This is a genomic window from Vibrio sp. R10-SG-ISO4 (assembly GCF_059834135.1).
In genome coordinates this window covers 31359-46250 of record NZ_JCBDHJ010000015.1, presented here as the reverse complement: position 1 = coordinate 46250, position 14892 = coordinate 31359, and the positions used below count along the sequence as shown (strand labels likewise).

Sequence of the window (14892 nt, the reverse complement as noted above, 5' to 3'; positions counted from 1 at the left end):
CAACAAAAAGGCCTCGATTAGAGGCCGAAACATGACTAGTAAGGTTGGTAAAGCAACTCAATGTCCCGTTGAGCCCAGACTTCGGCAAGATTTTTCTTGACCGTATAGGCATCAAAGTTAGTTTGCTTGGCGAGGTTGACCCATTCCTGGTTACCCGTGGCGATGCCACCTTTGAGGTAAAGAGGGGTCATGCGCTCAACACGCCGAGGATTGTCTTTGGCGGTGTAAGGCCAAGGGGCGGCGGGATCGTGGTAATTGGCCATCAGTTGAATGCCCTTAACTAATGAACCGCCCTTGTCGTTTTGATAGTGCCACAAATCAATCCCGACTTTATCGCCAAGTTGGGCCAAGCCAACCAAAGGATCGAGACTAAAATAGTGATAGTGATAAGCACGCGTGCGAGAGATTTCGTGCGGCTGTGAACCATCGGCGTCAAATTGGGTGTCGACGCGCATCTTACCTTTTTGCACCATCTGTTTCGTCAGTGCTTCATTGCCTAAGAAGTAGGCGATACCACCGACTTGGTAGTCATACCAAGTACCATGATTGTTCGGTGCGTAAGCTTCACCCTTTGGCCCACCTGCCAAATCATCAACGATGAGCCAATCTAAGTAATTGCTGTACCACTGTTGAATGCTTTGCTCATCGCCTTCGGTCCAAGCAGACGATGTCGAAACAATCGCGATGGCATCGAGCATGCGATCGGCCAAGGTGCGTGTATCAATAATTCCACTTCGGCGTCCTTCCGCGCGCCCCGGGACACCCTGACCAAAATTCACATTGGGGTTCATCTTGGTCTTAGGATCGATATACCAAGTGCGAATGTATTCGATTGCCTTTTGAGCATATTGCTCTTCTTGACTGAAGTAGTAAGCCAGCGCCAGCGCTCTAACCGAGCGGGTAAAGTGGCCAATTCGTCTTGAGTCTGTCTCATTGGTTTTCGACGCAGGGTTGGTTTTGCCATCATGGCGTATCCAAGGTAGTCCATCAGCTTTAGTGTCATCTGGCCACCAATATGGGCTAATGCTCAAGTAGTCATTCTTGCTGCCACTTGGCGGTGTCATTCCCTTATCGACGACTGAGAAAGGTCCGTCTTGCATCGCAAATTCCGCTTCTTCCAGCAGACGTTGATAAGCCACTTTCATCGAATCCGGTGCCTCTTGGGAATGGAGAACGGCGCGATTTTTTTCGATGACATCCTGATCCAAAAAGACAAAATTCGCTGACAACGCTTGGCCGCTTAACAGAGCCGCCGACAGGATAGCGGCAAGACGTAGAGGTTTCACATTAAATTTCATGTTTTTCCTTGTTTTTTGTTTATTTGTAGTATTAAAATACTAACAAGGAAATGAAATGTTTCTGTGATTCATTTCCGATTTTGGTAACAAAGCAGTGACAGAGCCATCATCATTTGAGCTTTGATTTTGCTAAGTGACTGATTGTACTGGGTGATGACAAGAAGTGGCGAATCGTCACCGAATACAAAATGTGCGCTTGATTTGATTTTTATAAAAAACAGTTTCATTTTTAATAGTCATACATTACTATACGCAGCGTTGGATGTTGAACAGTTAGCAAAAAAGACGGCTGAACAACGCATTAAGGCAGGAATAGCGAACAAACAATGCAAACTTTGACCACCATGCTCAAAGCAAGTGTGATTGGAACGCTGGTATTAAGTGCACGTGTGTTGATGGTCGCAACCGTATTATTGCTGTTTGTTTCGAAGGTGTTATTGGCATTGTCGATGCTCTCCACTCAGTGAAACAAGCAGCGAAGTGAGTTTTAAGTTCGCTCCCAACCTAATTAACAATAATATTTTCTGGACACAGCCTCGCTCCGGCAGCTTAAACGCTCGAAGATCTGGTGCTGCAATCACGGCTCAAAAGACAGGACATCGCTCACCCCCGTTCCGTCTTTGCGTCTTGGTGTGTATCACTGGTTTAAGTGTAACGACGATGGTGATTATCCAGACGGTACCCATACCGTTTGCGCCCACATATTACAGGCAATATGTGGGCGTTTTTTTATCCTCTTCTCTCCCCTAACTTAAATTAGGAAATTAAAACGCTGTTTTAATTTCATCCCACTCGAGCAATCCCCTACTCTCCCGAGATTATTGAATATTTAGAGATTCGATCTCGATCACTTGTATTATTTATTAATCCATCACTCTTCGATCATTGGTCACATTTTTGAGTTATTGTAGTACAAATAAACAAAGAGCTAGATAACATAGTGAGGTGACATTACATAACATTACAAAGGTCAAAAGATGGAACTCAATACAATTATTGTCGGCATCTATTTCCTATTCTTGATTGCAATAGGTTGGATGTTCAGAACCTTTACCAGTAATACCAGTGACTACTTCCGCGGGGGCGGCAGTATGTTGTGGTGGATGGTTGGTGCAACAGCGTTTATGACGCAGTTCAGTGCATGGACCTTCACCGGTGCAGCGGGTAAAGCCTACGCAGACGGTTTTGCGGTAGCCGTTATCTTCCTTGCCAACGCGTTTGGCTACTTGATGAACTACCTCTACTTTGCACCGAAATTCCGCCAACTTCGCGTTGTTACGGTCATTGAAGCGATTCGCATGCGTTTTGGTAACTTCAACGAGCAAGTCTTTACTTGGTCTGGTATGCCAAACAGCGTTATTTCAGCCGGTATTTGGCTAAACGGCCTAGCGATCATTGCTTCTGGTATTTTCGGCTTTGATATGACCACCACCATTATTATTACTGGTCTGGTTGTATTGGTGATGTCGGTCACCGGCGGCTCTTGGGCGGTAATTGCCTCTGACTTCATGCAGATGGTGATCATTATGGCTGTGACCGTGACGTGTGCGGTTGTAGCGGTTATCCAAGGTGGCGGCGTGAGTGAGATCGTTAGCAACTTCCCGGTACAAGAAGGCGCGTCGTTTGTTTCAGGTAACAACCTCAACTACCTAAGCATCTTTGGTATCTGGGCATTCTTTATCTTCTTCAAGCAGTTTAGCATCACCAACAACATGTTGAACTCTTACCGCTACTTGGCGGCAAAAGACTCCAAAAATGCGAAGAAAGCCGCTCTACTGGCGTGCATTTTGATGACAATGGGTCCACTGATTTGGTTCATGCCGTCTTGGTTTATTGCCGGTCAAGGTGTCGACCTAGCGATGCAATACCCTGAAGCAGGCAAGAAAGCGGGTGACTTTGCTTACCTTTACTTTGTCCAAGAGTACATGCCAGCAGGTATGGTTGGTCTACTGATTGCGGCGATGTTCGCTGCGACCATGTCATCCATGGACTCTGGCCTCAACCGCAACTCTGGTATTTTCGTTAAGAACTTCTACCAACCGATTTTGCGTAAAGACGCGACAGAGAAAGAGTTGGTGCTTGTATCGAAACTGACTTCTACCTTCTTCGGTATTGCGATCATTCTCGTTGCACTATTTATCAACTCACTCAAAGGTTTGAGCCTGTTTGATACCATGATGTACGTAGGTGCTTTGATTGGCTTCCCAATGACCATCCCTGCTTTCCTTGGCTTCTTTATCAAGAAAACTCCGGACTGGGCTGGCTGGGGTACGCTGGTTGTCGGTGCTATCGTCTCTTACTACGTGGGCTTTGTGATCAATGCAGAAATGGTCGCAAACTGGTTCAACCTTGAACCACTAACAGGTCGTGAATGGTCTGACTTGAAAGTGGCGATTGGTCTGATTGGACACCTAGTGTTTACAGGCGGCTTCTTTATCCTCACTACCCTGTTCTACAAGCCTCTTTCTGAAGAGCGCCAGAAGAACGTCGACAAATTCTTCGAAAACTTGGCAACACCACTAGTTTCTGAGTCAACGGAACAGAAGAAACTCGACAACAAACAACGTCGTATGCTGGGTTCTCTTATCGCAGTAGCGGGTGTGGGTGTGATGGCGATGTTCTTACTGCCTAACCCGCTATGGGGACGCTTCATCTTTATTCTCTGCGGCGCCATTGTCATGGGTGTTGGTCTACTGCTGGTCAAAGCGGTCGATCAGAGCATTGAAGACAAAAAAGAGTCAAAATCTGCGACAGCATAAACGCTCTCTTTCGGCGTAACTCTCTTAATCAAGGCGGCTTCGGCCGCCTTACATACTCAAGGCGTTTTGTGTCACCCCCATTTTGCTCCATCACATAAGACGCTTTGAGTATGTTTCCTTACCTAAGTAGACGAGTTCAACAATGAAAAAAACTCTACTGGCGGGCGTGATTGCCACCTCTCTTTCTGTTGTTACTTTGACAGCATGCACGACCACACAATCAAATGAGCTAGCCCTAGATGCACCCACACCCGCCACGGCGGATATCTCTGCACATACACTGACCCGAGACTACCTTCTTTCAACAACGAGACTCGATATCGTTGACGGCAGTGCGTTGATTGAACATTCAGCGCAAGAGACCGCGAAACTCAAAGCCCAACTGGAAAATGCAGCAGATGGTGACACTGTCACTCTACCTGCTGGCAAATATGCAGATCTTGGTGTCGTCACGATTTCTGCCAACAATATCACCATCAACGCAGAGCAAGCAGGTAGCGCGTGGCTTACAGGCTTAGTGCAATTTGTCCTTGAAGGCGACGACATCACTCTTGATGGCCTGGTCTTTACAGAGGGTGGTCCAGCCGAGCGCTTTGGTGCAGTGCGTATGATGGGCGATCGCAATACCTTGCAAAACTCAACCTTCTACTACTTCAACCATGATTACGCGTATGAGCCAGATGAACGTCGCTCTGAGTACCCGAAGTACCTATGGTTATCACTGTGGGGCAAAGACGGTAAAGTCATCAACAACCAATTTGAAGGTAAGCAAAAGCGTGGCACGTTAATCGGCGTTCAAAAAGACGACACGCCGGATAACCACCTGATCGCACATAACATTTTCCTCGATCAGCAACAGAATCAGTTCAATGAGTTGGATATCAAAGAAGCCATTCGCTACAACGGCAATAGCTGGGAAGCGATTCGCATTGGTGATTCTAAATCGTCTCAGTGGCCTTCGAATTCTCAGTTTGTCGATAACCTGCTGATCAATATGGATGGTGAGCGAGAGCTGATTTCCATCAAATCCGGTGGTAACACCATTGCGCGCAATACCATTTTTGAAAGTGCAGCACTGATCTCGCTGCGTCACGGTAAAGCCAACACTGTCGACAGCAACATCATCGTCGGTAATGAGAAATTGCTGACTGGCGGCATTCGCATTTATGACGAAGACCATGTGATCAGCAATAATTACATCTCAGGTACCCGTGGACGTGATGGATTGATAGAGGGCAATGCCGATTTGCGCGGCGGTGTCGTGATCAATACGGGCATCATTGATGTGGCGAACGGTGAAGTGCTGGATCAAGCGGTCAAAGGGAAAGAGCTCAACAAGCAGTGGACACCGAAAAATATTCAGATTCACCACAACACCTTAGTGGATACTGAGTGGGGCATTGTCTACGGCAATCAAACGCACCGCGTGAGCCTGTTTAACAATGACGTCGTCGATACTATCTACACAGGCGTAGATGTCGACTTCGACTCAAACGTGGTAGACAATACGCGCAATCCAGAATTTGTTAGTGTACGAGCGACTGATGAACACCCACTGGTCAACGCAACCTATCACAATGAATTCTACGCCGGTACAGTCACGGCTAAAGAACAGATCAATGATTACAGTGCGACGCTACCAAGCAAAACACAAATTGGTGGTTTTTATGCCTACGAAGGTGCAGGTGCGAACGTCGAATCGCTGAGCGTGATCACCGCTGAGGTCGCAGGACCGAGCTATCGACTCATCAATGCGGTAAAACTCAAGTAACCCATATTGAGACACTCAAGCAAACAAGCTGCGCCTCATCGAGCGCGCTTTCTGCGCCTAACAAGCCTGGTGAGAACACCAGGCTTGACTGTTTTTCACCTTGGTAAGATGTCGCTATTGTGATCTCGCCAACTAATCGCTATGTTGTGGATTCTTCTCCACTTATTTCTTCATAATCGGATCACGCATGGACGCCATTGTTAGTCAGTTACAGTTCTCACTTTCCATTACCGGCCCTATTTGCTTGATGCTGGTATTGGGTGTGGCGTTTAAGCGCATCGGTTTAGTCAACGACAATTTTATCGATGTCGCGTCAAAGCTGGTGTTTCAAGTCTGCCTACCTGCCATGCTCTTTTTGAGTATCGTCATCTCCGATCACGACTTCGTCTCAGCCGGGCGATTTATCGGCTTTGGTGCCATTGCCAGTGTGGCATTTTTCATTTTCACCACACTCTCCGTCAACGGTGCTTTTGCTGGCTCAGCGGATAAAGGGGTGATTGTCCAAGGTGGCTATCGCGCCAACACCGCCATCATAGGTATCGCTTATGTGGCTAACGCCTTTGGCGATCAAGGCGTCGCACAAGCTGCGCTCTACGTCGCGGCTACAACCTTTATCTATAACGTTCAAGCGGTGATTTGCTTAACCCCTCGCGGGCAGACATCTGGCACCCAGGCTGCAAAAGTGATGGTCAAAACCCTGACCAAAAACCCACTGATCATCGCTATCGTCACCGGCGTGGTGTTCTATCTATTATCTATTCCCGTCCCTAAGGTGGCCGTTGACGCAGGTGACTATTTAGCGCGTATGACGCTCCCTTTGGCCTTGCTCTGTACCGGTGGGTCGCTCAATCTCTCGTCGATGAAGAGTGATCAAAAGCCAACCTGGTTTGCGACCGGCTACAAACTGGTGCTCGCCCCTATCGCCATCACAGGTGCTGGCTATTGGTGGGGATTTCGCGGAGTAGAGCTGGGGATACTGTTCTTCATGAACGCCTCTCCGGTGGCCGCCGCCAGTTATGTAATGGCACGCTCAATGGGAGGTAACGCGACACTTGCTGCCAACATCATCGCCTTGACCACCGTCGTCTCAACGTTCACATGTACCCTAGGTGTCATGATTCTGATTGGCCTTGATGCGTTTTAACGCCGTTGCCAATGAGACTTATAAGCTGACGCTCTCTAATCCCCAACCGTGCTCATGCGCTAGGCGGCGCAGCAGTGCCCTCTCTTGCTCTGTTTGTGCCACCAGCCACTCCAAGATTTCTTGACTTAATGTGTCATCTTGATTTCGGTAGCAAAAGTAACACCAATGACTATGTTGCAGCGCCAACCCTTCGGGGCATTGTAAAAAGCCACGCTGCAGCTCCGGCAAGACCAACAACAAATCCGTGACGGTCACGCCTTGGCCGGACAAGCAAGCACTGAGGGCCAAATCCAAACTAAAGAACACAGTATCGCGACCTTGTTTCTCGCCATCTAACCCCGCGTTGTTCAGCCAGATATTCCAATCTTGATGCTCCAATGTGGCATGAAGGTGGGGCAAGCTGAGTACATCCTGTTGGGTGATCCGACGCTCAGACATCGATTGTGCATAGACTGGTGCCATGTATTCATCACGCAGAAAGGTGACCCCTTTCTGACCCTGATACTGCTCACGACGCTGGGTGTTGATGATAAGCAAATCGCAATCTTCATGGCTCAAGTCCGGGTCTTCCTCAATAGAGGGGATGATCACCACCTCATGATCGGGGTAACGTTGATTGAGCATTTCCACCTTGGGCAGTAAGACGCGCGTTGCGTAGCTGAGCGCACTTTTAATCACAATTCGTTTTCTTGTCGGCGCCTGCCAAGATGCGATCAAATGAGAGAGAGACTGATAGTTTTTACGCAGCACTTCAAACAACTCTTTTCCGCGCGGCGTCAATGATATCGCCCGATGCTGACGTACAATTAAGGATGAATTGAGATCATCTTCCAGTTGCTTAATTTGACGGCTCACTGCACTTTGCGTCACATGCAGGTCTTGCGCCGCTTTGGTAAAGCTCATCAGCCTTGCCACGGACTCGAATACTTTCAGCGCGTTATGAGAATACGGGAGATTCGGGTAAGGGTGCACACTCTTTACTCGCATGATCTCAGATCATACCAGAGTGGCATAAATGTCATTTGAAAACCAGATGAACAACCACTAACTTAGCGTGATAGAGATCACGAACAAAATCGTGACAGCACACAGCCAAGATCGAGAACATTATGAATACCATTTTAAAACTGGCGCTGCCCCTTATTGTGTCGCAACTGATTGCGATGGCACTGGTATTGACGGATGTCTGGATGATGTCACGCCTAAGCATGACCGCCATCGCCGCTGGCGGTTTAGGCGCATCGGTCTACTCGTTTGTTTTTATCATCGCGAGCAGCACCGTTGGATGCGTGGCAAACCTGATTGCGATTGCTTATGGGCAAAGAATTGGTCGCCCGGAGTATGGCGACCAACAAATTCGCTTCGCGGTGAAAGGCGCGGTGCTGCTCTCGCTCACGCTCTCTGTGCTATTAATGGTCGCCTTCCAATGGGTACCCTCTTTACTGAGTTACGCCAAGCAGCCCGACGAACTGGTTGAGCTCGCCATGACTTACGTGAATACCTTAAAATGGGCGATGCTGCCCTCTTTGATCCTCCTAGTACTGCGTGGTCTAACAAGCGCGCTCGGCAATGTGCGTTCAATCATGGTGATGTCTCTGCTCACCGTCACGCTCAATGTGCCGATCAGCTACCTCCTCGCTTTTACCTTCGATTTTGGTCTCGCTGGTCTAGGCGCAGGCACGGCGCTCTCTGCCTTTAGTGTTATGCTTGGCTATGGCTACTGGGTCTTTAGCAGCGAAAAATATCGCCCATATGCCCCTTGGCTAAATCGTGATGAGTACTCGCTCAAGCTCATGATTCCCCTACTCTCTATGGGATTACCTATCGCCATTGCAGCCTTGCTTGAGCACGGCTTGATCTATGGCGGTACCTTGATGGCAGGCGCCATCAGCATCAGTGCTCTTGCACTGCATCAAATTCTGCTGCAATGCTTGAGCTTTACATGGAACGTCAATTTCGGCTTCTCCCAAGCCGCCGCGATACTGGTAGGCCAAGATTTTGGTGCGCAGAACTATAGCGGCATTAAACAAACCGCCATACGTAGCTTTACGATCACCACCCTGGTTAGCGTCATTCTGGCAGGCGGATTTATGCTCTGGCCAGAAGGCATCGCTCATCTATTCAATTTGAGTGCAGACCTCAGCGCCTTGTTGGTCTCAGTGCTCTGGGTCGTGGCGCTGTCGTTTGTTGTGGATGCTTGGCAACTGCTTGCGATCAATCTACTGCGCGGCATGAAAATCGTGATTGCTCCGACCATCATGACCGCGATCGGCTACTGGTTGTTCGGTCTACCTGCAGCTTGGCTGTTGATGAAACACCATCAACTCGAAGGGATTTGGGCGGGCATCGGCATTGGTCTAGCGGTGACGGGCGTACTGCTGCTCGCACAATTGATGGCGGCGGTACGCAAGCAGAGTCAAACCGTTGAACTTGCGCACGCGGTCAGTTAATCGCTACACTCGCGGTTTTCACCCTAATGTCCCAAATCATGACCGATATTGATATTGAGTTTGAACACATCTGGCTGGAAGTATCGGCTGAGCGTTGGATGCACATCGAACGATTTCTACTCAGTTACTACTGCCTTGCTCACGGTTTGGTGACGAGACAAGGAAAAGCAGACTGGGAGCAATTGCGCTCGAGTGCCCCTCGCTCTTTGCAGGTCAACCACATCAAAGGGTGTGAGCTAGAACCTGTCGTCCCTTATGCCGTGGTGGTGGGTGAGATCAAACGCCACTGGCGAGACGGTGAGCTAACCAAACCACAGCTAAGGCGACTACTGCAAAGTTTGCTGCATTTTGTTGTCATCACCAAAGCCGAAAAGAACCAATTAAAAAAGGCGGGCCTGCTGAACGCCATGCCCGCCGAGTGGTATCAGACCCGAACCTCCATCTATGCTCGTTTCAACGCTATCAATCTCGTTATTCCGATGTAGAGACTTGCATCCAGTCCGCATCGTGCAGAGATGAGAATTGATCTACGAATACACCACCAGTCAAAGTGCCGCCGTCATCGGAGCTACCAAACTTGCCATGACACCCACGTTGCACTGCCAAACCCCATACATCGCTCCAAGGTAGTGTCGATTCCAATGTAATGTTGCCTTCAACTTCAAACGATGACGAATTGGAACATTCCATGATGTTGGTTGTAATGCTGCCGTCGACAACTAAAGAACTGTTTTGGTAAACACTGATACCGTCACCGGTGTCGTTTTCAACGGTCACGTCACCCCATACGGCGACACGCGCACTGCCCCAAATATCTAAAAACTCACCGACAACCAATTCATCAGCTTCAATGTATGAGGCACCCTCAGAGATGATTTCCGTGGCGGATAGTAGTGGGCCCTTAATGACAGAACTCCCCACCGCGACAATGTACTCGAAAGAAACGTCTGAGCTATCAAGGGTAATGGTTGAGTTCGCGTCAGAAATGAGCATCAAGCCATCACCGGTAACGCTGCTTTTGATGTCTACCGTTGAGTTGCGGGAAGCGTGCAAAGAGAGGTTCTCTACCGTACCGGCATTGATTCTCAGGTAGGAAGAGCGAATATCGACATTTCGCTCGTATTCGTCACCATCCATAGCCGGAACGGGAAGTACAACATTTTGCAAACGCACTGCTGAACTATTGCGAGCATAAACTGTACCTGTCAAGGTAACGTCGAACACTCTTACTGTGGATTGACCATCAATATACAGTGACTCACCGTCCCAATCATCTCCCAAGATTGGTCCTATCATAGCTCCACCAGTACCGACAATCTTCACATCGTTTCGCACAATATAAGCGCCATCACAACTGCCGGTAATGTTATACGTTGTACGTGTTGTCGTATTGCGTGATGCGTCAACGGCTGTGGCAAGTGCGGTTGAGTCACTACTACAATCAATCTCTATCGTTGTATAAGGAGCAGACCCCGTTCCGTCTCCACTTGAACTTGAGCCGTTCTCTAGTGTCGTCAAACGCTGATCTAAGTCACTAAAGTTTGCATTGACCTCACTCGCCAGTGCTGCGTCGCCTGAGCTGAATGTATGTGGGACCGCAGCGTAAGCACTGAACGCAACTAAGTGACTGATCGCCGCCGCCAACACGAGTTTGTTAGTGTTTTTCATGATACTTTCCTTTCAATTTTACCATCGCTTTGGCGAGTTACTGCCAAGTCGCTTCATCCCAATTTGAATCATCCCAAGTGAAGCCGTTGTCTTCATCACACACATCACCGATGCCATCGTTATCACTGTCTGCCTGATCTTCATTTGATACAAGCGGACAGTTATCAACATCATCTAGGACAAGATCATTGTCGTCATCGGTATCACCGTTGTTCCCCGTACCGTCGTTGTCTGAGTCTTCCCACTCATCGGGATTTTCAGGCGCCCAGTCATTGACACTATCGACTCCGTCACCGTCTGAGTCCCCTGCCTTGGTCGCATCGTTTGGAAACTCATCGTCGAGATTATCGAATCCATCTTCGTCATCATCACCGGCTCGAGTGCTATCTGTGGGGTACTGATCCACATCGTTGTTGTAACCATCATTGTCGGTGTCGTTGGGGTATTCGTCGGCTAGGTTATCGCCAAGCTCGTCACCATCTTCATCAGCCCACTCGTTGGCATCTTCTGGGAATAAATCATCTTCATCGCCAACACCGTCGCCATCGCTATCTGTGGGTTTTTCCGGTGGCATTTTAGTATTGAGTTCGGTTTCAATCTCCTCGGCGCTCTGCTCGTCGCTGACCGTGTCCAAAATGGCTTTGATGTCCTCATTGGCCGCTGCAACAATAATTTTAAATTTGCTCGACGCACTGTCCGTTGAGGTTGCCGCCTGTTTAAGCTCAACAGGCTCTTGTGGCAAGACGCCCAAGCTGACGATCTGCTCCGCAGCGTATTTCGCTTTTGAAGCGCCACCAGCAATAAAATCACCAAGTACATCATCCGATGCGATCCCAAGTTCGGTAGCAACTTGTTGCGTGGCTTCAGATTTGGTTAAAGAAGGGTTTTGTTCGAGCACGTTGTGCACGATGGTAGAGAGAGGGGTGACAGCCGTTTCACCTGCCGGTGCTGACATGACGTAATTTTCTGTCACCACACCTTGATCTTCGTCTGTCGTTTGTCCCGCAATAGCCTGAACGACTACGGGGTATTGTTCTGGGTTATCTACGCCAGTCACATCGAGTTCAGCGACACCGCCTTCGCCAGTCACTGCGTTGGGCTCGCCATCATCGAGCTCAAAGTTTCGGTTTAAGTCTAACCACACACGTGCGCCATTGAGATAACCATCTATGGCTGTGACACTGTATGACGACGCTTCTGTCGGTGGGGAGCCGCCGTTGTCGCACCCCGCTAGCACTCCCAAGATGGCTATCCCGAGAGGTATCACCTTTATATTATGCATACCTATGCCTATCCATGTTATTGCACAACTAACAGGTGAAAACGATAGGAATGTTTTTTATCTATTTCAAATTCGCAATCCAAGTCACAATAAATCAATCATTTTATGTATTGACAAAACAAAATATATTTAAAAACAACATATTATGGACATCTCGCACTACCACCAGAAAATCAATAAAAATAACCTTTTTTTTACAATCTACTGACAAACAAGCATTAACAAATACTTAGGAAAAACCGTTTCTATGCGCATAAGATACTTAAGATTTGATAGCAATCACACTTTTAGACTTGGATTTGTGCGACTTCTCATACCTAATCCATACACCGTAGATGGACTTTCGCAGGAATGACGTAAGGGTTGGATAAAACGTCATCTTTTTGCTCCAGTATGGATTGGCCACACTCAAACAGCGCCAGTGCAATTTGCTCACAATCTTGCTCAATGGAATCGATCGCCAGCGGCAGACAATCAAGGATCGAATAGTTATCGAATGTCGCGAGACGAATGTCGGCATTTAATAGCTTGTGTTCACTGAGATAACGGAGCACGCCCTCTAAAATGGAATATGAGGCGGTAAAAACCGTTTGGGGTAAACGTCCCATAGACCGGTGAGCCTGCTCAATCAGCTCATAGCCACTTTGAGGTTGATAATCTTTGATCAACACATGCTGTGGCTGATAATCGAGCCCTGCACTGACTAATCCTTGTCGATACCCCTCAAATCGCTCTTGGCTAGTAGAGAGCGTAAGCTGCCCGCCGATATAAACGCACTCGCTGCACTCGTGACACAGTTTTGCCACCACCTGCTTTGTGGCGGCAGTCGCATCACTTTTCACGCCACAAAGGGGACTACCTTCAAACACGCGGTCAAAGGTGATGACGGGCGTGTGTTGATTCACATCCAGTAAAAAATCGGCATTTTGCGCTGCACTGGCCACCAGCAGTAGGTCTACTTGGCGCTCCAGCAAGTGTTTGATGACGCTTTGCTCCATATCGGCATCGTCTTCTGAAGAGACTATTAAGAGTTGGTAGCCCACCTCTCGGCTTAGCTGCTCAAGCCTTTTGGCAATAGTGGCGAACCCCATATTGAGGATATCGGGAATCACTAAGCCGACGCTGTAGGTGCGACTTGATTTCAACGCCCGTGCGTACAAACTGGGGGCGTAGTTGTGCTCTTTGGCTACCGCTAGTACCCTTTCAACCGTCTCTGCATGAATTCGGTGTTTCTTTGCATGTCCGTTAAGCACAAAACTCACCGTCGATTTCGATAGCCCTGCCAACGCCGCGATATCTGCCAATTTGGGCCTTTTGTTCATCACCCTCAGCCTTTCTTTACCTCAAAATCGGTCCTTATCTTACCCCGCTGAGAAGGAAATACTATCTTTACTCTACCTAGGCCGATTTTTGTCAGAAATTAAACGATCTAAACCACAAAACAGTCCGTTTAGCATTTAGCTAAACCGATTTAGCTTTATAATGGGCCAATATTTATTTATGCGAGGAACAGAGCATGAGCATGATTTGGGTGACAGGTGACGCGGTTGTCGACCTGATTCCAGATTCCGACACCACCTACTTAAAATGTCCGGGCGGTGCACCCGCAAACGTGGCGGTTGCCATCGCCAGATTAGGCGGCAAGAGTGGATTTTTCGGCCGTGTAGGGAACGACCCACTGGGCCGATTTATGAAAGAGACCTTAACCGCAGAAAAGGTCAACACACAGGGCATGCGGCTTGATGATGAACAGCGCACATCGACTGTCATCGTCGATCTGGACGACAGCGGTGAGCGCAGCTTCACCTTTATGGTCAAACCCAGCGCCGATCAGTTCTTGATCCCCAGCGATATTCCTGAGTTTGCTGCCGGAGATTGGCTGCATGTCTGCTCTATTGCACTGGCGAATGAGCCGAGCCGCAGTAGCACTTTGGAAGCGATGCGTCGAATTAAACACGCCGGGGGCTATGTGAGTTTTGATCCTAACCTGCGAGAAGAAGTGTGGGCTAACCCTAGTGAGATTTTACCGGTTGTTCGCCAAGCGCTTGAGCTGGCAGATGTGCTTAAGTTTTCTGACGATGAACTGATGTACCTCACACAGACCCACACACTCGATGCCGGACTAGAGGCGATTAAGGGTAACAACAACCGCTTGGTGGTCGTCACGCAAGGCGCGAAAGGTGCGTTGGTGGTTTTTGAGGGGACGCAGACCCTACAAGCTGGAAAGGCAATTCAACCCATCGATACGACAGGCGCAGGCGATGCGTTCGTGGGCGGCCTACTGGCTAAACTGTCTCAATACGATCAATGGGATAACCAAGAGGCTATTCATCATGCCGTTGAGTGGGCCAATGGCTGTGGCGCACTTGCGACAACCCAAAAAGGCGCGATGACCGCACTGCCATCCGAAAGTGCGCTACGCGATTATATCACTGCACTCTAAGCGCCTTTGATGGAGGATTCATCGCCCCGTTTGGCTCTTCTGAGCAGATGGGGCGATATAATGATCATTGATAGAAA

12 protein-coding genes are annotated in these 14892 nt (G+C 48.6%); 7 read left to right on the top strand and 5 right to left on the bottom strand.

Annotation, left to right across the window (positions count from 1 at the left end; all coding sequences use genetic code 11):
• Positions 1-35: 35 nt before the first annotated feature.
• On the bottom strand, positions 36-1298 hold the full coding sequence (locus tag AC6R03_RS08975; RefSeq protein WP_500631566.1) for an alginate lyase family protein: 1263 nt from the start codon (positions 1296-1298) through the stop codon (positions 36-38).
• 326 nt (positions 1299-1624) lie between these two features.
• Between AC6R03_RS08975 and AC6R03_RS08970 the strand changes: the two genes are divergently transcribed.
• The 4 genes from AC6R03_RS08970 to AC6R03_RS08955 all read left to right on the top strand — a co-directional run bounded on the left by AC6R03_RS08970 (position 1625) and on the right by AC6R03_RS08955 (position 6972).
• Positions 1625-1765, top strand: coding sequence for a hypothetical protein (locus tag AC6R03_RS08970; RefSeq protein WP_500631567.1), 141 nt, complete (start codon positions 1625-1627; stop codon positions 1763-1765).
• 510 nt (positions 1766-2275) lie between these two features.
• A complete protein-coding gene (locus tag AC6R03_RS08965) occupies positions 2276-4057 on the top strand; it encodes a sodium:solute symporter family transporter (RefSeq protein ID WP_500629362.1) in 1782 nt (593 codons plus the stop codon).
• 142 nt (positions 4058-4199) lie between these two features.
• Positions 4200-5828: a polysaccharide lyase 6 family protein gene (locus AC6R03_RS08960; RefSeq protein WP_500631568.1), complete on the top strand. Its 1629-nt coding sequence runs from the start codon at positions 4200-4202 to the stop codon at positions 5826-5828.
• 187 nt (positions 5829-6015) lie between these two features.
• Positions 6016-6972, top strand: a complete 957-nt coding sequence (locus AC6R03_RS08955) for an AEC family transporter (protein WP_500631569.1) — start codon at positions 6016-6018, stop codon at positions 6970-6972.
• An 18-nt stretch (positions 6973-6990) separates the two neighbouring features.
• Here AC6R03_RS08955 and AC6R03_RS08950 read toward each other — a convergent pair whose 3' ends face one another.
• On the bottom strand, positions 6991-7944 hold the full coding sequence (locus AC6R03_RS08950) for a LysR family transcriptional regulator (protein WP_500631694.1): 954 nt from the start codon (positions 7942-7944) through the stop codon (positions 6991-6993).
• 137 nt (positions 7945-8081) lie between these two features.
• Between AC6R03_RS08950 and AC6R03_RS08945 the strand changes: the two genes are divergently transcribed.
• Entirely contained in the window at positions 8082-9422 is a 1341-nt protein-coding gene (locus tag AC6R03_RS08945; RefSeq protein WP_500631570.1) for an MATE family efflux transporter, read from the top strand.
• 38 nt (positions 9423-9460) lie between these two features.
• The gene (locus tag AC6R03_RS08940; protein WP_500631571.1) at positions 9461-9907 is read left to right on the top strand and encodes a hypothetical protein; all 447 of its coding nucleotides are present in this window, start codon (positions 9461-9463) and stop codon (positions 9905-9907) included.
• Here the strand turns inward: AC6R03_RS08940 and AC6R03_RS08935 are convergent.
• From AC6R03_RS08935 to AC6R03_RS08925, 3 genes are all read right to left on the bottom strand, one after another.
• Complete coding sequence (locus tag AC6R03_RS08935; RefSeq protein ID WP_500631572.1) at positions 9894-11090, bottom strand: hypothetical protein; 1197 nt, start codon at positions 11088-11090, stop codon at positions 9894-9896. The two genes, AC6R03_RS08940 and AC6R03_RS08935, sit on opposite strands and share 14 nt — an antisense overlap.
• A 37-nt stretch (positions 11091-11127) precedes the next feature.
• Entirely contained in the window at positions 11128-12372 is a 1245-nt protein-coding gene (locus tag AC6R03_RS08930) for a thrombospondin type 3 repeat-containing protein (RefSeq protein ID WP_500631573.1), read from the bottom strand.
• 317 nt (positions 12373-12689) lie between these two features.
• Positions 12690-13697: a LacI family DNA-binding transcriptional regulator gene (locus AC6R03_RS08925; RefSeq protein ID WP_500631574.1), complete on the bottom strand. Its 1008-nt coding sequence runs from the start codon at positions 13695-13697 to the stop codon at positions 12690-12692.
• Positions 13698-13888: 191 nt separating this feature from the next.
• Here AC6R03_RS08925 and cscK point away from each other — a divergent pair, with 191 nt between their 5' ends.
• Complete coding sequence (cscK, locus tag AC6R03_RS08920; RefSeq protein WP_500631575.1) at positions 13889-14815, top strand: fructokinase; 927 nt, start codon at positions 13889-13891, stop codon at positions 14813-14815.
• Positions 14816-14892: the final 77 nt, after the last annotated feature.